This is a genomic window from Paenibacillus rigui, assembly GCF_002234615.1.
Taxonomy (GTDB): domain Bacteria; phylum Bacillota; class Bacilli; order Paenibacillales; family NBRC-103111; genus Paenibacillus_S; species Paenibacillus_S rigui.
In genome coordinates this window covers 79,478-97,858 of the sequence record NZ_NMQW01000049.1, presented here as the reverse complement: position 1 = coordinate 97,858, position 18,381 = coordinate 79,478, and the positions used below count along the sequence as shown (strand labels likewise).

Below are 18,381 nucleotides of genomic sequence, written 5' to 3'. Positions count from 1 at the left end.
ATGCCATGAGCTTTTTCACTGGTAGATAAGAAGGTACATGATGAAGGAAGGAAGCAGATAATGGAGAAGACAGCTAAAGATACCATGGTGCTGGCGGGGCGTATACGGATTGCTGTGCAGGGGAAGGTGACTTCCGCTATCGGACACGGCCTGCGCATGCTGATTCGGGATTTACACACGGTGTTGGGGGAGATGCCGGAAATGGGTTCCCATCCAACCGGCTGGGCACAAATAGTGATCAGATATGTCTTGCCTGAAGATGGCTGCCCCGACGAGCCGGAGGCATTCGGCTTTCGGTTCAAGGAGAGTGCGTCCGGACCATGCATGGAGATCATAGGCCGCGATGAGCTGGCTCTAGTATACGGCATGCTGTATTTTACGGAACGTTACTTGGGAGTGCAGCCGTTCTGGTTCTGGGCGGACCAGTGCCTCCCTCAGCAAAAGCGGATCGAGATCGCTTGTGAAAGCTATGACTCGCTGCCAAGCAAGGTTCGCTTCCGGGGCTGGTTCGTTAACGACGAAGTGTGCCTTATCGGCTGGAAGGAGCCGTACCCGCCTACAAGAGAGGTTTGGCTGCACGTATTCGAAGCACTGCTGCGCTGCAGAGGCAACATGGTCATTCCGGGAACGGACCTGCCGAAGACCGGCGTCCACTTCGAGGTCGCGGAGGAGATGGGGTTATGGATTACCCATCATCATGCGGAGCCGCTTGGTGCCGAAATGTTTCTGCGGGCCTATCCGGGCAAAAATGCGAGCTATAAGGAGGCGCCCGAGCTGTTCGAGCGCTTATGGACCAAGGCCATTGAAAAGCAGAAGGACAAGAAGATATTGTGGGTGCTTTCCTTCCGCGGTCAGGGAGACAAGCCCTTCTGGGAAAATGATCCCTCGTTCGATACGCCCGAGAAGCGCGGGGCCATGATCAGCCGGGTGATCCGCAAGCAGTACGATATGATTGGCGCAGCCGTGAAGGAACCGGTGTATTGCGCGGCATTGTACGGAGAGATTGCAGAGCTGTACAAGGAAGGCTATGTGGAGCTTCCGGACGATGTCATCAAGGTATGGGCGGATAACGGCTACGGGCGTATGGTGTCGCGCAGACACGGCAACCTTAACCTGCGCATTCCTTCGCTGCCGGCGGAGGAGGATACGGGCAAGCACGGCATTTATTATCATGTGACGTTTCACGATTTGCAGGCATCGAACCATTTGACGATGTTCCCGGGCTCCGCTGCATTTATCCGACAGGAGGTTGAGGGGGCATTCGCGGCGGGGGCGGATCAATATTTGCTGTTGAACTGCGGCAATATTCGCCCCCATGTGTACATGCTCGATCTGCTTCGCGTGCTGTGGAACGAAGGGAAGGTGGATGCGGAGGCGCATCTGGAGCAGTTTGTCAGCAGCTATTACACCAGCGGCCTGAAGGAGCTGGCGGGGCTGTACCGCTCCTACACCGAAGCGGCGGTGGCCTATGGCCCAAACCCGGATGATTTGGCGGGGGATGAGTATTACCATCACCCGGCACGGCGGATAATCGGGCATTGGCTGCAGGGGCAGGGCGCCGTCGCGGATGAGCGTCTGCTGTGGGCGACAGGAGAATGCAGCTTCTTGGAGCAGGTCCGCAGCTTCGAGCAGCGGTGCAGCGAGGGCTTAGCCCAATGGACCGCTTGGCTGGACCGGTGCGACAAGGTCATTGCCGGACTCGCCGAAGAGGATAAGCAGCGTGCTGCCGACCACCTGCGATTTCATGGCGCGCTGCACCGCTCCGGCTGCGAGGGCTTCCTGTGGCTCTGCCGCGCCTACGCCGCTTATGCCGAGGGACGCTACCCGCAGGCTTTCGTCTGCGCTTCGCTGTCGATGCGGGGCTACGAGGAGGGCTTGCATGTGCTGCGTGCAGCGGAGCATGGCAAGTGGAATCGTTTCTACAGTGCGGACTGGCTGACGAATATCGAAAGCACCGTGCGGAACGTGGATACGGTCAGACGGTTTCTGCGTATGCACGGGGATAGTCCGGAATTTTTCCTCTGGTACAAGGAATTTCTGATGCCCGAAACGGAGAAGCATATTTATTTGGAAAATACGCACCGCAACCCGCTATCGGATGATGAACTCGCGGAGCGGCTTCACGCTCATTTCGAGCAAAACGGGCAGCTGCTGTAGCGCATGCACGTCAAAAAAATCTCTCCCGGCGTGAGCCTTCGCTCAAGCGGGAGAGATTTTTATATCGAACAACAGACGCTACACACGGCTCCTCAGGGGGCGAGTCTTTTTCTATTATATTTACTTCACAACGGGCACCGCATTCATATATTCCTCGAGCGTAATCCCCTTATCGGCAATCTCCTTGGCCGCTTGCGTGCCGACATAGCGGATATGCCATGGCTCATACTGGTAGCCGGTGATCGATTCCTTGCCCTTCAGGTAGCGGATAATGAAGCCGTATTCGGCTGCGTGCTTGGCAAGCCACGAGGCTTCCTTCGTATTGCCGAAGCAGTCCTCTGCTGCGCATTTGCCGTCGCTCCCCGACACGTCGATCGCAAGGCCCGTTTCGTGCTCGCTATGGCCGGGCACCGCGCTGTAGGTGCGGGCTTTTTCCTCCCCGTCCTTTTTGACGTAGTTATTGTAGACGGTTTTCTGCGTGGCATAGGAACGGTAGGCCGATACGCCTGCCAGGCTCACGCCGTCCTTTTTGGCTCCATCAAAAAGCTTCTCCAGCGCTTGCGCGGCTTCCTTCCGCATTTTGCGCTTTTCGAGCTGTTCCTTGAACGTGAACGGCACGTTCGGGTACACCAGATCCTTCGGCTCATAGCTCGAAGGCAGCGCGAACTGCTTGTTGACGAGCACCGAGATGCTCTCGGGGTTCGTGACGACCTGCTCGGCGCCTCCGCCCGCAGTGCCGGTTGCGGCTTTGCCCTTATCCCCGCTGGCGGCACTTCCGTTAGCGGAAGCTGGGGCTTGCGCCGGGGCCTGGGAAGGCGTGCCCGATGCTGCCGAGGAGCCAGCGCCCTGGCTCGCGGCGCCGCTGCCTGCAGCGTTGCCTGCCGTGCCTGCGGCGGCGGTGCTTTGGGTTGGAGGCGCAGATGCTGCAGGTTCAGCCTGCGGCTTGGCTTTGGAGTCCTCGCATGCGCTGAATAACAGCAGAGATGAGGCCAGTGTAAAAGCAGTTACAGTCGTTTTCCATTGCATCATGACAGTGCAGGTTCCTCTCTATCCTTCATTCGTATGACTTCTCATTCCAAATACGAGCTCCTTCTATCGTACTATAGACGAGCCTTTCTCTGCAAAAGTTACATCGCGCGCCGTGTTAGGAGGGAGCACCGGCCGGGTGGCTTGAATAAAAAAGCCGCCTATTGACAACTCTAACTGTAATCAATATAATAACAGTAAGCAAGGAAGTTCTAACCTGTTCTAACCGATAGCGAATGCATCAGGAGGTCTTGGATAAGGTGAATAGCGAGTTTACCATAGCCGTTCATAGTTTGGCACTGCTCGCTTATCGGCCTGACCATATGGCCACAAGCGACATGATCGCCCACAATGTATGTACGCATCCGGCCCGTGTACGCAAGGTGATGGCTATGCTTCGCAAGCAAGGCTACGTAGCGGCGAAGGAAGGCATCGGCGGCGGGTTCCTGCTGAACTGCAATCCGGACGAAGTAACGCTCGCCGAGATGTACCGGTTGACGTCGATGGGCTCCGTGAAGCCGGGCTGGTGCTCGGGGGATGAAGAGCAGGACTGCATGATTGCTTGCAACATGGCTACGGTGATGGATCACATTTTCTCCGGAGCGGAGAAGCAGTTGATCGATTATTTCGGTCAGTGGACGATTCGGGATGTGCTGGAGCAGGTGCGCAAAGAGCAGCAGAGCAAGTAGCCGCTGCCGGTGCGTGCCGTTCCCAATAAAGGGGAGGACGTTGTTCCTTGAGCAAACTGTACTTGATTTTGTTTCAGTAAGCATGCGGAATGGGGGCTATCTCGCACCTGTTTCGTAACGCAAATGGAAGTGTAATAAGTAATGGAGGTAGCGGAAGCGGCAAGGTGCAGCGGATGCATCCTGATGTCGTCTAACTGTTATCGATATAGTTTCAGTTGGTGAGGCGTTTATCCATAGGATGGCGCATACGAAGGAAGGGAGAGTGGATGGCATGTCGAATTCCATCAATAGTTGGATTCAAAACGGAGATTGGGTCAGCGGAACCTCCAAGGAGGACGAACGTTTCATCGGGTTTGTGGAGTCGGTAGATGCCTACGGCACGGTGAAGGTTCTCGTGACCCAATGCGACAGAATCGAAGCGGTAGGAGAAATCGTTGAAAGCTCCTTGGGCCGATTGGATAAAATGAGCGAGGAGATCCAAGCTGATGAAGCCGATCTGTTGAGCTTAATGGACTTGGCGCTGATGACCCGCGACAAAGCCTGGTTCGAGGACCTGTATTCCGCTCTCCGGATGGTTCAATTCCAGGCGGCGCCAAAAAGCGGTGCAGGCAAAGGCCCTTCGTTCGGCTCGGGCGGCCGCAGAGTGACGATTGATTAATAAGGCTTACCTTTATTGATATATATCATTGACTACCTAAAAGGAGTGTTTATCATGGCTATTATCAAAGTTGAAGATCAAAACTTCCAAGAAACCATCGCACAAGAAGGTGTGGTGCTGGTCGATTTCTGGGCCCCTTGGTGCGGACCTTGCAAAATGATTTCGCCGGTGCTGGAAGAAATGAGCGGCAAATTGGGCGACAAGCTGACCATTGCCAAAATGAACGTCGATGACAATCCGGAGACTCCTGGAGCCTTCGGTGTGATGAGTATCCCAACCCTGAAATTGTTCAAAAACGGCGTAGAGGTTTCCTCCACGGTCGGTTTCAAGCCTTTGGCGGATATGATGTCTTGGGTAGAGCCTCATTTGAACTAAATTGATTAAAAATTATAAAAAAACAGCCGCAGCCACGTGAACTCGATCGTTCAACGTCGCTGCGGCTGTTTTTCCTTTTTCACATCTACTTATAGGAGTGATCTATCTTTATAGAAGGCTCAAGGATTAAAAATCTTTCTTTCGGAACAATACTAAGCCTGCGGCCAATGCTGCTAACGTATAGCAGGAGGCATAGACGAGAAAAGCGTTGGACGGAACTTGTCCGAGTCCAAGCGGTCCGGCAATATTGTTTAGATTGACAAGGCTTTGGATGTCGGACAGCGAGAACATTTCAGCGAGCATCCGCTGCTGAATCGAATCTGCCGGCATGGCCAGCGACATGAGACCGGCAATCAGATGAAGCGGCTTCAACGTGGTGCTCTGCTCCGCAGGCATCGCGGAGGTGACCTTCTCGATCATCCCGCCAAGCCAGCCGGCGCCGAACAGCATGGTCATAAAGACCCCGTTGCCAATGGCTGAAAAGATGCAGGAGCCAAGCATCGTCATAGATACGAGCATAGGTACGACGAATGCAAACAGCGCGAAGGATTTCATTAAGGAAACGGCATCGAGTGACATGCCGGAATGATATTTTGTAATAAGCAAGATGGCAGTAAACAAAAATGCGGCATAGCTGACACCGAACCCTACATAGCCGACCCAGCGTCCGAGATACCATTGCCAGCGCGCAATAGGACGCGGCAGCAGGGCCTGCAGCACACCTTGCTCCGCTTCGCCTGCAATGACGGAGAAGGAGCTGAAGATGGACAGAAAGGCTATGACGAAGGAGCCGAAAAAGAACCCGAGGCTCAGTGTCACCGCCCCAATCTGATACGTTTCCATTAAGTACGAGATGCTGTTCCTGTCTGCCGCACCCAGTCGGTTCAACCGTTCCCCTAAGGTTTGGGCTACGAACCAGAAGGCCAATAAGAATACGAGCGTCATGAACAGCGTCAGAAGCAGCACCCGTTTGCGCAGCAGCTCCTTCCAGGTCATTCCTATGATCGTCGTCATGAACGTTCCCCCCTGTGGCTTAGACCGGACAAGGCATTCATGAACCATTCATCCAACCGGGTCTGTGATTTTTTCACTTCGTACAGTGTCATTCCTTGCTCCATAATGAGATTGTTCAGCCAGCCAATCTGCTCGTCATCGGTCAATTCCGCTTCCAGCCAAACGGTATCGCCATTCGGTGCGGGGATGTCCGCTGCGATCCCGATGGGCATGCCGAGCATTTGCTCAAGCCAGGGCAGCAGAAACGGCGTGAACCCGCCGACACGAAGGTGCCAGCGGGTTTTCTCCTGCAGCACCTCGGTAACGGTGCCGGTATGCAGGATGTTTCCATTATTTAATAAAGCGACACGGTCGCAGAGCAGCTCGACATCCTCCAGCAGATGCGAATTCAGGAAGATGGTCTTGCCCTGCTGACGCAGCTGCTGCAGCAGCTTGCGGACCTCCATGCGCCCGATCGGATCGAGGGCGGAGGAGGGCTCGTCCAGGAAGACGAGCTGCGGATCGTTCAGAAGCGCGCAAGCCAGCCCGAGACGCTGCTGCATGCCTTTGGAGTAGTGCTTGACGCGATCGCGTCCCCGTAGCCCGATCCCGACTTGATCGAGCAGCTCGCGTATGCGCTTCTTGGCGGTATGACGGTCCAAGCCGCAAAGCTTGGCATGCAGCTCCAGCACTTCTTCGCCGCTGAGCCACTCTTGGTAGCGGTACAGCTCCGGCAGGTAGCCGAAATGGCGGCGTGCCTCCAGGGACCCGACGGCGTGGCCCATAATCTCGGCATTTCCGCCGGTCGGCTGAATGAGGCCGACGAGCATCTTGACGAAGGTGCTCTTGCCGGCCCCGTTCGGGCCGAGGAAGCCGAAGGCTTCCCCGGTTCCAACCGAGAGGGTGATGCCGCGGCAGCCGCGGCCATTGCCGTAATCCTTGCTTAAACCGCGGGCTTCAATGACAGCTTGGCTCACGATTTAATCAACTCCGATACTTTGGCCAGCAGCGCTTGCCGGTCGGTTAAGGCATTGCTGCCATCCAGACGAAGCAGCTGCCCGTGATCAATCCAGGTAGCGGAGAGCATTTTGTCTTGACCGTGGCCATACTCCATCGTCGTCACTATGACTTCCACGCCCTCCACCTTGGTCTTCTCTGTCTGTCCGTTCGCAATGACAGGCATCGGGACGGCTCCTCCGTTCAGCACGTTTGCCGTTTGCAAGCTTTCCTTCAACGATTGCGGCAGCATCGGGAACTGCAGCACGGCGTCAAGCGCCTCGGCTACCTTGATCGATGGATCTACCGTAATCGTAGGAACAGGCAGCTGGGACAAGGAATAGCCTGGGGATCTTTTGCTGTCCGGATCCGATTGGACATACAGGTGGATCGCTTCCCCGGTTTCCAGTGTAATCGGCTTGCCGTCGACAGATGCCGGAAGCAGCTTCTTGGCTCCTAAACGCGTCATCGCTTTGTTCACCTCATCCACATTCATCTTGAACGTGATGGTTTGTGAAGGGGAGACGTAGATCGAACGATCCTTTGTATTGAACTCCTTCGGAATGAACAGCTTGTGTCCAAGCTTCTTGGCGGCTTCCTCCGTCGTCATCTCACCGAACGCTTTGCCTGAGGTTTGCGTAAAGGTTCCGAATTTATTGATGGCTTCGCGTTCCTTGCCATCCTCGAATGCGCCATTCAGTATCGCTTGCAGATCGTTCTCCTGCACGACGGTCAGCTGCTGCATCCGGAACTTGTTCAGGATGGAAGCCAGCGCTTCGTTCCCGGCCGGCGTGGCGATGACGGCCGTTAGCACGATGGCTGCCGCGGCGCCGCTGACCCATTTTTTATGCTTGGTGAGCCAGCCTCCGAAGGCTGCACCGCGTTTTGCTGCAGGAGCGGTATCCGGACCGGCGCTTAGGCCGGTCAGATTGCTCTCTGCCGCAGGCAAGCCCGCTGCCGTCACGACGGAGGGTGCCGTCGTCAGCAAGGGAGCAGCTGCGTCAGGGTGCTGCTGGGACCAGCGGGACCATTGCTCGTGGCGCGGCTCCTGAGCCAGCTTTTCCTGTAAACGGGACCAGGCTGCATCCGTAAACTCTTGCTCATTTTTCTTATATTCAGTCATGGGGGTGTCCTCCTTAAAATTTATCGCTTAATCCAGGTGCGCCTGCGCTTCCGCATGACGTCTTAAGCGGGCGGTAGCACGGTGCAGCAGCGTTCCGACCAGAGGCGGCTTCACCTGCAGCTGCTCCGCTATTTCCGCGTAGCTGTAGCCCGAGTAGCGGAGCAGCAGCACCTTGCGGTCGCGTTCCGGCAGCTCCTCCAGCCACTCGCGCACTTCCTCCTGATCCAGCTGGCGCATCAGCAACTGCTCGTTCGAGGGCTGCTGACCTCCGTCGCCTATGCTGAGCAGGTTCAACGTCTGCTTCTCCTGCAGTGCGCGCTCGCGGCCTTTTTTCTCCAAATAATCGTAAGCTATGCGTGTCAGCACCCGGTGCAGCCAAGCGCCCATCGTTGCAGGCTCCTCCGGAGGATTGCGGTACAGGCGTAAAAATACCTCCTGCGCCAAATCCTCGGCGGCCGCCTCATCGCGGACAAGCCCAATCAGCTTGCGGCGCACCGTAGGGTAATGTATATAAAACGTTTCGCGAAAAAAATCTGTTGTCGGTTGTTCCAATCGATTTGTCCTCCTTTCAGCTGCAGCTATACATAAGACGGGGGGCGCCCGTTTTTTGTAGCACCATGCCAGAAATTAGTACGAAGCCAAGCCTTCGGTCGCTCTCATCGGGCGTTTGTTTTGCACCAGCCGCAGGCAGTCCATATGTGTTCCAAAAAAGTGGCACCACCCACGCAATCCGGAGATGATGCCACGGGGTTCTCCTTATATTAACGCCATTCCCGACGGTAAGCATATTACTGTATGGCCCGATTGGCAATGATAATCTGGAAATGGAGGGCGGTGCCGATGACCCGTCCCCCGCTTTAAAATCGGCGAGATCGTATCACCTGAAGGACGGCGGATTCATTTTTCATGCGGACAGGAATGTGCTGTCATCCCATCGTATATGTATGTAGGAGCCATCGCTTTGCTTTGCCTGCCTGATCCATCCAAGACGAATGAAAAAAGGAGCAGCCGCTCATGTACCCCACCATGTTTGTTGCCCATGGCACCCCTTCGCTTGCACTCGAGAACAATGCCTACACCCGGTTTTTGCGTAATGTAGGGATTTTGCTGCCTAAGCCGCAGGCTATTGTGATGATCAGCTCCCACTGGGAGCACAGCACGGTCCAAATATCAAGCGCGCCGCAGCTGGAAACGATGTATGATTTCTTCGGTTTCCCCGAGCCGTTATACGACATAACGTACCCGGCCAAAGGAAACCTTCCGCTCAGCCTGGATATTCAGCAGCTGCTTGGGGCCGAGGGGATTGACTGCGAGCTGAACGAACGGCGCGGGCTCGACCACGGGGCTTGGTCTGTATTGCGGTTCATGTATCCCGAAGCGGACGTCCCTGTCGTAGCGTTATCGTTTAATCCGAGGCTGGTGCCTGAGGAGCAGTACCGTTTCGGCCGAGCCCTGATGCCTCTGAGAGAGAAGGGGATTCTCATCCTGTGCAGCGGAGGCACGGTACATAATCTCGCGAAGCTGCAATGGGAAACGGTTGGGGGAGAAGGGTGGGCTATGGCTTTTGACAGATGGCTCGCCGAGCATATTCAGGTGTGGGATCAAGAGGCGCTGTTCGACTATGAGCGGAGAGCTCCATATGTATCCGATGCGGTACCGACGCACGAGCATCTGCTGCCGCTTTTTATTAGTATGGGCGCAGCGGATGTGAAGCGGAAAGCGCGGCTCCTGCACCAGGAATATCAGTACCGGACGCTCAGCTTGGCGGCTTGGATGTTCCAGTAAAGGCGGGCTCCTGGAAGCCCGGTAAACGGTTAAATAATCTGAATATTGCGAATGTTCACGTTAACATAGATTAAATGTGGAACCCCTGTTATACTTTTAACTAGAAAACGATACCCATATCCGAACTTATAAATAAACTGGAGGTTCTGTCATGAAACTATCTGTGTTTACCGTTGTTACACCTGATTTGACACCTGAGGAGCTGGCGGCAGCCGCCAAAGAAGCGGGCATTGACGGCATTGAATGGCGTTTTAAAGAAGTGCCTGCGGAGCTAAAAGATGAGAAGCCGTCCTTCTGGCGCAACAATCTGTGCTCCATCGATCCTGCTTCCTCCGATGCCGAGCTGGAGAAGTTTATCCAGGCGGCACAAGCGAACGGCTTGAAGGCGATCAGCGTAACCCCGTATTTGCAAGCAGGCGATTTGGCCGGTACGGAGCGTGTGCTGCAGGTAGCCCGGAAGCTGGGTGCGGGCATGATCCGTGTGGGGGTACCGGCTTATGATGGTACGAAAAACTTCAACGAATTGTTCGAGCTTGAGGTTCAATATCTCGAAGGCGTAGAGAAGCTGGCCAAGCAGTACGGCGTCAAATGTTTGGTGGAAACGCATCATAACACCATTGCAGCCAGTGCATCCGCCGCTTACCGTCTGGTCAGCAAATTCGATCCGAATCATATCGGCGTTCTATTCGATCCGGGCAACATGGTGCATGAAGGCTACGAGAACTTCCGTATGGGCATGGAACTGCTCGGTCCTTACCTCGCGCATGTGCATATCAAGAACACGGGCTGGAAAAAGACCGAAACCCGCGAAGACGGCTCACAAGCCTGGACTTCCTACTGGGAGCCGAATTTGGAAGGCGTTGTGAACTGGAAGCAGGTGCTGAAGGACCTTAAAGCGGTTGGGTATGACGGATATCTGGGCGTAGAGGATTTCAGCGGCAAATACAGCTCCAAAGAGCTTTTGCTGCAATACGGTAAGGAAGTACGCGCCATTTTGGCAGCGATCTAAGCATTCATATTAAATGATGTAATAGGCACCTGTTCATCGGTTATTCCGATGGATGGGTGTTTTTTGCTTAGAGGGCTATCGATTTCGGCATTTGTTGGTAATAATATAGAGATAGCATTATCCTATCGAGAAGGAGGCTGTCCAAACGATGAATCCTGTAGCCAAGCTGCTCATTATCGGAGGCATAGTCATGATTGCGGCCGGTATGCTGTGGGCGGTCGGGAGCAAATTTCTCCATCTGGGCCGGCTGCCCGGCGATATTGTTGTGGAGAAGGAAAATTTCAAATTTTATTTTCCGGTTGTTACTTGTATTATGGTCAGTATTGTTTTGTCGCTCATCCTGTATGTCATCCGAATGTTTACGAAATGAACGGTAACCCTTTCTATGAATAGGCTGTCTAGCACTAGCAAATATTGCTAAAAACATGCTAGAAGGAGATGACTGCATTGTCTGTGAAGCGCAAGCGTGTACTTTTAACGGCAGGCATTCTGATCGTGTCGTTCACTGTAACGGCCTGCAGCCGCAATGAGGCGGTGGAAACGACCCGGATGCAGGTTCAGGTGAAGGAAGAGAGCCCTAGTCAAGCAGCCGAAACCGCAGCAGCAAGGAAAGAGCAGCTTGTCAGTCCTCTAACGGGGCTGCCCGTCTCCGCCCCTCAGACAGCAAGGCCCGTGATGGTGATGATCAACAACCACCCGGCCGCCCGGCCCCAATCAGGCTTAAGTCAGGCTGACATCGTATATGAATGCTTGGCGGTTCTGTTACCTAAAATGTCACTCTAACTCGTCTATGAAAATGTCACTTTTTACACAGTCCGAGCCCCCGGTTTTAGGGGCTTGGACTGCTTGCCTTTTTTATGTTATTTGATTCTCCAGTTACCTCAGGAACCTTTTTCAACACAAACGTTTGTTTGGTATATTGGAAACAAACATACGTTCGGGAGTGACTGTTGTGGCAAAAAAGGAAGCATTGAATCTCATTGAGTTTCAAGTTGTGTTTTGTCAAAAACAATAACCTATCCTGACTTAGTTGGATAATCAAATTTTTTTATTCCTTATCACGGTACTTATAGACTTGCTCAGTCGTCTTCTTTACGAACTGGCTACGTTTCTCGATGTGCTGGATGTCCTCTGGCGATACTTCATCGTCGGGAACAAACCGTATGAATTCCGTAATGCCGACATCTAACCCTTTGCACAGTGCATCAGCCGCAGGGCGAGTATTGGGAGTCGTGCCTACCATTATTTTATCCTAGTGGTATATCTTCCGAACTAAATTTGTGCAGCTCCGCCATCCACAAACAATTCGGTCCCTGTGATATAACTACTTTCGTTGGAAGCTAGGAACATAACTGCTTTTGCAATTTCTTCAGATGTCCCCAATCTACCTAACGGCGTTGTAGACTTGGCATACTCCATAGCATTATCGAGCTCAGCTCCAAATAATTCATCATAAGCCGGTGTAATAATCGTTCCAGGGCTAACCACATTAACACGAATTTGAGTTCCCTTTAAATCAAGAATCCAGCTGCGAATTAGTTGTCTGATTGCCGCTTTTGTAGCGCTGTAGATACTGAATGCCTGCATTCCCATTGAACCTGCCATAGACCCAGTCAGGATAATCGAACCTACATTGTTCGGAAACAAGGGTAATGCCTTTTGAACTGTGAATATCGTTCCTTTTACATTAACATCGAAGGTTTTGTAATAATGCTCCTCCGTAATTTCACCCAACGGAAGAAATGAACCCATTCCAGCATTAGCAAAAAGAATGTCCAAATGACCTTTCTCTTGCTTCACTGCTTTAAACAGCCGGTCCAAATCCGCCAGATTGGAAACGTCGCCTTGAATACCAGTTACATTATCTCCAATCAGCTTCACAGCCGCATCAAGCTCACTTTGTCTGCGCCCCGTGATATAAACATGCGCCCCTTCTTTAGCAAACTGCTGTGCCGTTACAAGCCCGATACCGCTAGTGCCTCCTGTAACAACTGCCACTTTCCCATTAAACTTTCCCATGTTATGACTCTCCTTTTAAAGGTGCTTTAAGTATGTCTGTCCGTCGTTTTGTCATCAAACAACTGTTCAGTACATCTCATAAATGATATTATGTAATAAAAGTAACCATAATAATAGTACCCACTTTTATGTTACATAGTAACTAAAAAGTAATAATTGTAATTGAAGGAGATATACAACATGAAAGTTTATTATTGTAACCTTGAAGTTACCATGGAGGTAATTGGGGGGAAATGGAAAGGGCTAGTTCTATACTATTTGATAAAAGGTCCGAAACGAACGAGCGAATTAAAGCAACTTGTGCATGGTATCACTCAAAAAATGCTTATCCAAACCCTCAGAGAATTGGAAACTGATGGACTTGTTAGCAGGAAAATGTTCAATCAGGTCCCTCCGAAGGTCGAATATTCGACCACAGAGCTTGGGCAATCGCTTGAGCCGATTCTAAGAGCGCTTTGTCACTGGGGTGACGGTTATGCGGATAAAACATTCGCTGAAGGAGAGTTTCAAATTCTTAATAATGAATTTTGATTATCCAACTAAGTCAGGATAGGTTATTGTTTTTGACAAAACACAACACTGAGTTAGTCGGTTGAACAACTCACTCTTTACCTCGCGGCGGTTGAACCGATAGCAGAATTCATCCAGATACGCTTGCAAATGCTTCGAGTCAAGACCGTGAAACGTGCCACCAATAAAGGCTTTAGCGTTGGAGATGACCGTATGAAGCCACTTGAGATGATCCGCGTTTTCTACAGGGTTAAACAACTTGGCTTCATGCTGATATCCTTGTTTAGCCAGAGCCTGGTAAGACCGGTACTTGTCGATGGAAATCGTGGAGCCGGCCTCGATGTGCGTCTAAGCGAAATTCACAAGTGTGGTTCCTTTCACGTCAGGAATCACATGCATCTTCAGATACTTCGGGCAGCCCTTCTTGTCTAACGATAGGGCTACGAGAACGGGAGTTTTTTCCGTGCCGCGCCCGCGTTTCCCGCCTTCCGTGGGCGCTCCGAAAAAAGCGTCATCGAGTTCAACAATTCCGGCCAGCGTATACGAGGCATCACGCTCGCCCATAGCCTTTCTCACTTTATGCTGGATCGTCCATGCTGTCTGATAGGCAATGCCAAGTTCTTCCGATAGATACGTCGCTGAAACCCCACGCTTATCGTGAGCGATCAGAAAAATGGCCCAGAACCACTTTACAAGATCGGTACGCGTTTTCTCAAAAATCGCAGCACGGTATGGATAAGTGGGTGCGGATTACGTGATATGAAAGCCTCCGGCGAGCTCCTGTTCCCGGGGGCTTTCCGTTTAAGAAGTCGAGGCTTCTTCGCGGTTGGCGTTATCTTTCGCCTTGACTTTGCCCCGTCCTTGGCTGCGAAGCCAGCCCGCAGCCAAGTAAAGGAGCGGCAGGCATTGCACGGTAATGGCAAAAGCGGGCCAGGAGTACAGAATAAAGGCTTCCAGCTCCGTCGAATTGGCAGCCATATGCACGGAATAGCCGATCATGAGCGTCGTCATCGAATAGGTGAGCGGCTTATAGTCCTTCAGTGAAGCCACTTTCATCAGACAATGGATGGCGGTGTAGAGCAGCAGGCTTATTTTTAATACGATAATGGGCAGCCAAATGATGGTAAGGAAAGGGTCCAGCGTCTCGATGAAATCGGCGATGCGCAGGGAACGGATGAATTCCAGCACAGGGTACTTGAGACTTGCGGTGAGCAGCGGACCGAACATCAGCAGTGTAGGTATCACATAGCTCAGTATAAAGACGGTCCCGAGAATGACGGCCCAAAAAAGAGATCGCATCGTCTTGTGCGGCTGGGCCAAGTATGGGAACAGGAAAAGAACCAGGAACGTGTCCCCGTACCAGGGAATCGTCTGGAAGGTCCCTAATGCCAGCTTCCTCCAATTGTGGTTCGTCAAAAATGCGACCATCATTTTATTTTCAAGCTGAAAGGCAAGGAATAGCGGCGTCAAGCCTATAATGAGCAGAACGATAATGATAAAGAAAATTTGCGACAGCCTGAAGATGGATTCGATACCGGAACGGATCGTAAAAGCAATGCACAAGCCGAAAAGAGCTGCTACGGCCCAAGAAGGAGTGTTCGGCAATTGGGTCTGAATCATGAAGTCGGTAATATTGCGCAGGACGATGGCTGCCCGCTGCAGGAAATAAAAGAGGAACAGCACCATGAACGCGGAGTGAAGCCATTTCCCGACCAGCTCACCCCCATAATCGGCAAAAAAAACGGCCGGCTGCTGCCTTCCCAGCTTGATGGAGAAATACAGGATGAAGAGGGTGGCCGCTGCCGCCAGCACAAAAGCGAGACATAAATCGTACTTGGCAACCGCCGCCAGCGGAGAGACCAGAAAAGCGGAAGGCGTGGAGTAGCTGAACAGCGCAAAGAGCATGAACAACTGGATTTGCGATATACGTTCCATCCGGCGGCTCCCTTCGTCCATTATGAAATCTGAAATAAGTATTCGATCAACCGATTCGGATTCGGGAGATGCTTGAACAGCAGCAAGGACATATTATACAGCCAAGTGAGTCCCATAAAAATAAACACGACGGCAAAGGTTCTTCGTTTGCGGTTTCTTCGCTTCAAATACAGCCACTCCATCACGGCAATCACGGCATAGCCGGCAGTTACGAGCATCATCGGCTTTCCCTCGGGTGATTTTTGAGCGCTCCTGTGGTATATATGGTCGGTTTGATCTCGATGTCGAGCTTCACCTTTTCGCTGTAGATTTGGTCCCATTCCGGCTTGAATTGATTCCACTGGTCGGGATAATACCATTCCAGATACGATGCGAGCTGGAACACGTCGGCCTTCAGCTGCCTGGATTTATCGAATGCCTTTCGTATTCTTTGCTTGATTTGATCGGCGGCGACCGTCTCCAATGCATGAATTTGCTTCGAGTCCTTCAGGTTAATGTCGGAATCCGATGCGTTCACAATGCTGACGAATTGGACCTGCACCTTGTAGACGGGCCAGCCCTGCTCCAATGTCGGCTTGACATCTGTACGGGTGCGCTGAATGTGGATGCTCACAGGCAAGGCGTCGGTAGGTGAATGCAGCGTAATAATAGCCTCCTCCATCCGATTCATTAACCACATCGCCCCCCGCATATCTGGCTTGCTCAAGGTGCCTGCCAGCTTGTTGTCTTTGTAAAGTGCAGCGCCATCCGTTCGAATGGGAATCCCGTTCTCCGTTCCTCTTCCCGGATCTACGATCGCGGTAATGCCGGCCTTGCTGTAATCCTGCGCCATCATCAAATTCCGGATGCTGGTATCCAATATGGTCTGCCGGTTCGCGAGCTCGCGGAAAACCTCCGAAGGAAACTTCTCCACATGCGTCGGAAAATTAGCGAGATCCTTGGCTTTCCCGGATGTCGTCAAAACGAATGTCTTCAGGGGCAATATCGGATTGCGGCTGACGAAATCAAGCAGAGGGCGAATGCCTTGCTTGGCCAGCTCGGCCCCGATGACAATCACCTTGATCTGTCCCCAAAAAATTTGCCGCGACAAATTGGACTGCATATTTTGCACGGCATCGGAAAGATTGATCCCTTTCTCCGTGATCGTCACGTAAGGAGGCTTGTCTCCAGTGCTGGCTGTGCCCGATTGAGAGGAAATCTTGTTCGGCTCCGGAAACCCCAGCGTTACTTCAATCTGATTATTCTCGGTCAGATCGACGAACATAGCAATAACAAAGGCACGGTCGTTGATTTCAACTCTGGACCAGCAGCCCGTTAGCAGCACAGGGAGCAGGGCGAGCAGTACCCAGGCTGCTGCAGTATATTTGGGCGATGACGAGGAGCTCAATCCCCCTCCTCCTCCTTCGGGATAAACCTTCGGTCATTGTTCAACTGTTGTCTCTGCGCATTTTGCGCTCTAAAGAGAAACGGGCGGTTTTTCATCATCCACCAAGGCGCTCTGATCACGACATCTTTGGCATCTCTTGCGTTCAGAGGGGCAAGCGGCGACAAATAAGGGACGCCGAAGGATTTGAGCGAAACGATGTGCAGCATGATGAGAAAGATGCCAAGCGTGAGTCCGAGCAGTCCGAAGCTTCCGGCAAGAATCATAACCGGAAAACGGAGCAGGCGCAGCGTAAGCCCAAGGCTGTAGCTCGGAATGATAAAAGATGAGATGCCCGTCAGGGAGACGATAATGACCATCGGTGCGGAGACGATCCCGGCCCGGACGGCGGCTTCCCCGATAACGAGGGTGCCTAGAATGGACACGGCCTGTCCGATCGCCGACGGGATCCGGATGCTGGCCTCCCGCAGCGCCTCGAACGAAATTTCCATCATGAAAGCCTCGATGATCGCCGGAAAAGGGACGGGATCTCTGGCGGCCGCAACGCTAAACAGCAAGCTGGCCGGGATCATCTCCGGATGATAGGTCGTCAATGCTATATAAAACGAAGGAAACAGCATGGAGACGAGCATAAACAAAAAGCGGATCCACCGGATCCAGGTGGCCGAGTAATAGTTCTGGTAGTAATCCTCCGCAGTTTGAAACAAGACCGGGAACGTGACCGGAGCGAGTAAAACTATGGGCGTCCCATCGGTAAAAATAGCCAGTCTCCCTTCCAGCAGGGCGGCGGAAACCGTGTCGGGGCGCTCGGTGTTCTGCAGCTGCGGAAAAGGCGAGAGCGGGTTGTCTTTGATCAATTCCTCAAGGTAGCTGCTCTCCAGCACGCCGTCGATCTGGATTTGCTGCAATCGTGTCCGGGCCTCGGTGATGAATTCCGGATGGCAGAGGTCCTCGATATAGGCCAGCACCAGATGGGTCCGGGTATAGGAGCCGAGCTGCATCCGTTCGAGCTTCAAGGAGGTCGTTTTAATTCTTCTGCGAAGCAGCCCGATGTTCGTCTTCAGATCCTCCACGAACGCCTCCCGCGGGCCGCGCACGACGACCTCATTTTTGGCCTCATCGACCGAGCGTTTGTCATAGGAGGTGAAAGGAAAGATGATCAAGCGTTCCTCGTTATCGATCAGCAGAACGACCTCGCCCTCCAGGACGGCGGCCACCGCTTCATGGAGCTTACTCGTTGCTCCGCGGGCTGAGACGGACCATTTGGCATCGGACATAATCGCTTCAATGAATTCGCTGTTCGTCTGTGCGAAGTCCGAGCTCATCAGAGGGCGCAGCACCGCATTTTGGAGCATATCCGTTGTGATGATGCCGCTAATATAAATAACGGCGCAAGGCTTCCCGAGGCAAGCGGTAAAAGGATGGATGACCACATCGAAGCAGCGGTCGAACACGCGGTGAAACCAGTCCAGCCTTTCGTCCAAACGGCTGCCTATGGGCTCAGACGGCTTCTGACTTGCCGGAGCCGCCGGCTGGTGACGCTTGCTGCCGAATCGTTTGAATGGAAACATGATGTACCTCAATCTATAGAAGTCATATGTCTCATTCTATCCTTTTGGACACGGTTTAAACGTAGCCTGACAGGTGGAATGGCCCTGGAACGGGAAGCGGATAACACGCTTATGTATGACTAAAAAATTCAAAATAAATGATTGAATCCAT

19 protein-coding genes and 1 pseudogene are annotated in these 18,381 nt (G+C 52.7%); 9 read left to right on the top strand and 11 right to left on the bottom strand.

The window, feature by feature from the left end; genetic code table 11:
* Nucleotides 1–60: 60 nt before the first annotated feature.
* On the top strand, nucleotides 61–2,157 hold the full coding sequence (locus CF651_RS26650; RefSeq protein ID WP_179233012.1) for a glycosyl hydrolase 115 family protein: 2,097 nt from the start codon (nucleotides 61–63) through the stop codon (nucleotides 2,155–2,157).
* 120 nt (nucleotides 2,158–2,277) lie between these two features.
* On the opposite strand, the gene CF651_RS26645 is transcribed toward CF651_RS26650, so the two are convergent.
* On the bottom strand, nucleotides 2,278–3,186 hold the full coding sequence (locus tag CF651_RS26645; RefSeq protein ID WP_094017898.1) for a M15 family metallopeptidase: 909 nt from the start codon (nucleotides 3,184–3,186) through the stop codon (nucleotides 2,278–2,280).
* Nucleotides 3,187–3,443: 257 nt separating this feature from the next.
* Here CF651_RS26645 and CF651_RS26640 point away from each other — a divergent pair, with 257 nt between their 5' ends.
* The 3 genes from CF651_RS26640 (at nucleotide 3,444) to trxA (ending at nucleotide 4,905) form a co-directional block, all read left to right on the top strand.
* Entirely contained in the window at nucleotides 3,444–3,872 is a 429-nt protein-coding gene (locus CF651_RS26640) for an RrF2 family transcriptional regulator (RefSeq protein WP_094017941.1), read from the top strand.
* 271 nt (nucleotides 3,873–4,143) lie between these two features.
* The gene (locus tag CF651_RS26635; protein ID WP_094017897.1) at nucleotides 4,144–4,530 is read left to right on the top strand and encodes a hypothetical protein; all 387 of its coding nucleotides are present in this window, start codon (nucleotides 4,144–4,146) and stop codon (nucleotides 4,528–4,530) included.
* A 54-nt stretch (nucleotides 4,531–4,584) separates the two neighbouring features.
* A complete protein-coding gene (gene trxA / locus CF651_RS26630) occupies nucleotides 4,585–4,905 on the top strand; it encodes a thioredoxin (protein ID WP_094017896.1) in 321 nt (106 codons plus the stop codon).
* A 126-nt stretch (nucleotides 4,906–5,031) separates the two neighbouring features.
* Here trxA and CF651_RS26625 read toward each other — a convergent pair whose 3' ends face one another.
* The 4 genes from CF651_RS26625 to CF651_RS26610 are packed head-to-tail and all read right to left on the bottom strand — an operon-like array spanning nucleotide 5,032 to nucleotide 8,569.
* The gene (locus CF651_RS26625; RefSeq protein WP_094017895.1) at nucleotides 5,032–5,919 is read right to left on the bottom strand and encodes an ABC transporter permease; all 888 of its coding nucleotides are present in this window, start codon (nucleotides 5,917–5,919) and stop codon (nucleotides 5,032–5,034) included.
* On the bottom strand, nucleotides 5,916–6,875 hold the full coding sequence (locus tag CF651_RS26620; protein WP_094017894.1) for an ABC transporter ATP-binding protein: 960 nt from the start codon (nucleotides 6,873–6,875) through the stop codon (nucleotides 5,916–5,918). The genes CF651_RS26625 and CF651_RS26620 overlap by 4 nt, the downstream gene beginning before the upstream one ends.
* A complete protein-coding gene (locus CF651_RS26615; RefSeq protein WP_094017893.1) occupies nucleotides 6,872–8,017 on the bottom strand; it encodes a hypothetical protein in 1,146 nt (381 codons plus the stop codon). The genes CF651_RS26620 and CF651_RS26615 overlap by 4 nt, the downstream gene beginning before the upstream one ends.
* Before the next feature lie 27 nt (nucleotides 8,018–8,044).
* Nucleotides 8,045–8,569: a sigma-70 family RNA polymerase sigma factor gene (locus tag CF651_RS26610; protein ID WP_094017892.1), complete on the bottom strand. Its 525-nt coding sequence runs from the start codon at nucleotides 8,567–8,569 to the stop codon at nucleotides 8,045–8,047.
* A gap of 462 nt (nucleotides 8,570–9,031) precedes the next feature.
* Here CF651_RS26610 and CF651_RS26605 point away from each other — a divergent pair, with 462 nt between their 5' ends.
* From CF651_RS26605 to CF651_RS33305, 4 genes are all read left to right on the top strand, one after another.
* Nucleotides 9,032–9,802 (top strand): DODA-type extradiol aromatic ring-opening family dioxygenase, encoded by a 771-nt coding sequence (locus CF651_RS26605; protein WP_094017891.1) that lies wholly within the window; start codon nucleotides 9,032–9,034, stop codon nucleotides 9,800–9,802.
* A 151-nt stretch (nucleotides 9,803–9,953) separates the two neighbouring features.
* Nucleotides 9,954–10,811 (top strand): sugar phosphate isomerase/epimerase family protein, encoded by an 858-nt coding sequence (locus CF651_RS26600; protein WP_094017890.1) that lies wholly within the window; start codon nucleotides 9,954–9,956, stop codon nucleotides 10,809–10,811.
* Nucleotides 10,812–10,959: 148 nt separating this feature from the next.
* Complete coding sequence (locus tag CF651_RS26595) at nucleotides 10,960–11,181, top strand: DUF2905 domain-containing protein (protein WP_094017889.1); 222 nt, start codon at nucleotides 10,960–10,962, stop codon at nucleotides 11,179–11,181.
* 83 nt (nucleotides 11,182–11,264) lie between these two features.
* On the top strand, nucleotides 11,265–11,594 hold the full coding sequence (locus CF651_RS33305) for a DUF3048 domain-containing protein (protein ID WP_342746619.1): 330 nt from the start codon (nucleotides 11,265–11,267) through the stop codon (nucleotides 11,592–11,594).
* Between the two features lie 489 nt (nucleotides 11,595–12,083).
* Here CF651_RS33305 and CF651_RS26580 read toward each other — a convergent pair whose 3' ends face one another.
* The gene (locus tag CF651_RS26580; RefSeq protein WP_094017887.1) at nucleotides 12,084–12,830 is read right to left on the bottom strand and encodes an SDR family NAD(P)-dependent oxidoreductase; all 747 of its coding nucleotides are present in this window, start codon (nucleotides 12,828–12,830) and stop codon (nucleotides 12,084–12,086) included.
* Nucleotides 12,831–13,010: 180 nt separating this feature from the next.
* Between CF651_RS26580 and CF651_RS26575 the strand changes: the two genes are divergently transcribed.
* Nucleotides 13,011–13,361: a winged helix-turn-helix transcriptional regulator gene (locus CF651_RS26575; protein ID WP_094017886.1), complete on the top strand. Its 351-nt coding sequence runs from the start codon at nucleotides 13,011–13,013 to the stop codon at nucleotides 13,359–13,361.
* Here the strand turns inward: CF651_RS26575 and CF651_RS32990 are convergent.
* The 5 genes and pseudogenes from CF651_RS32990 to CF651_RS26545 all read right to left on the bottom strand — a co-directional run.
* Nucleotides 13,362–14,060, bottom strand: a pseudogene (locus CF651_RS32990) (IS1595 family transposase); the annotation flags it as partial. It abuts the gene before it with no gap.
* A gap of 81 nt (nucleotides 14,061–14,141) precedes the next feature.
* Complete coding sequence (locus tag CF651_RS26560) at nucleotides 14,142–15,275, bottom strand: GerAB/ArcD/ProY family transporter (RefSeq protein WP_179233011.1); 1,134 nt, start codon at nucleotides 15,273–15,275, stop codon at nucleotides 14,142–14,144.
* 20 nt (nucleotides 15,276–15,295) lie between these two features.
* On the bottom strand, nucleotides 15,296–15,496 hold the full coding sequence (locus CF651_RS26555; RefSeq protein WP_094017882.1) for a hypothetical protein: 201 nt from the start codon (nucleotides 15,494–15,496) through the stop codon (nucleotides 15,296–15,298).
* Complete coding sequence (locus CF651_RS26550; RefSeq protein WP_094017881.1) at nucleotides 15,493–16,662, bottom strand: Ger(x)C family spore germination protein; 1,170 nt, start codon at nucleotides 16,660–16,662, stop codon at nucleotides 15,493–15,495. The genes CF651_RS26555 and CF651_RS26550 overlap by 4 nt, the downstream gene beginning before the upstream one ends.
* The gene (locus CF651_RS26545) at nucleotides 16,659–18,230 is read right to left on the bottom strand and encodes a spore germination protein (protein ID WP_094017880.1); all 1,572 of its coding nucleotides are present in this window, start codon (nucleotides 18,228–18,230) and stop codon (nucleotides 16,659–16,661) included. The genes CF651_RS26550 and CF651_RS26545 overlap by 4 nt, the downstream gene beginning before the upstream one ends.
* Between the last annotated feature and the right edge of the window lie 151 nt (nucleotides 18,231–18,381).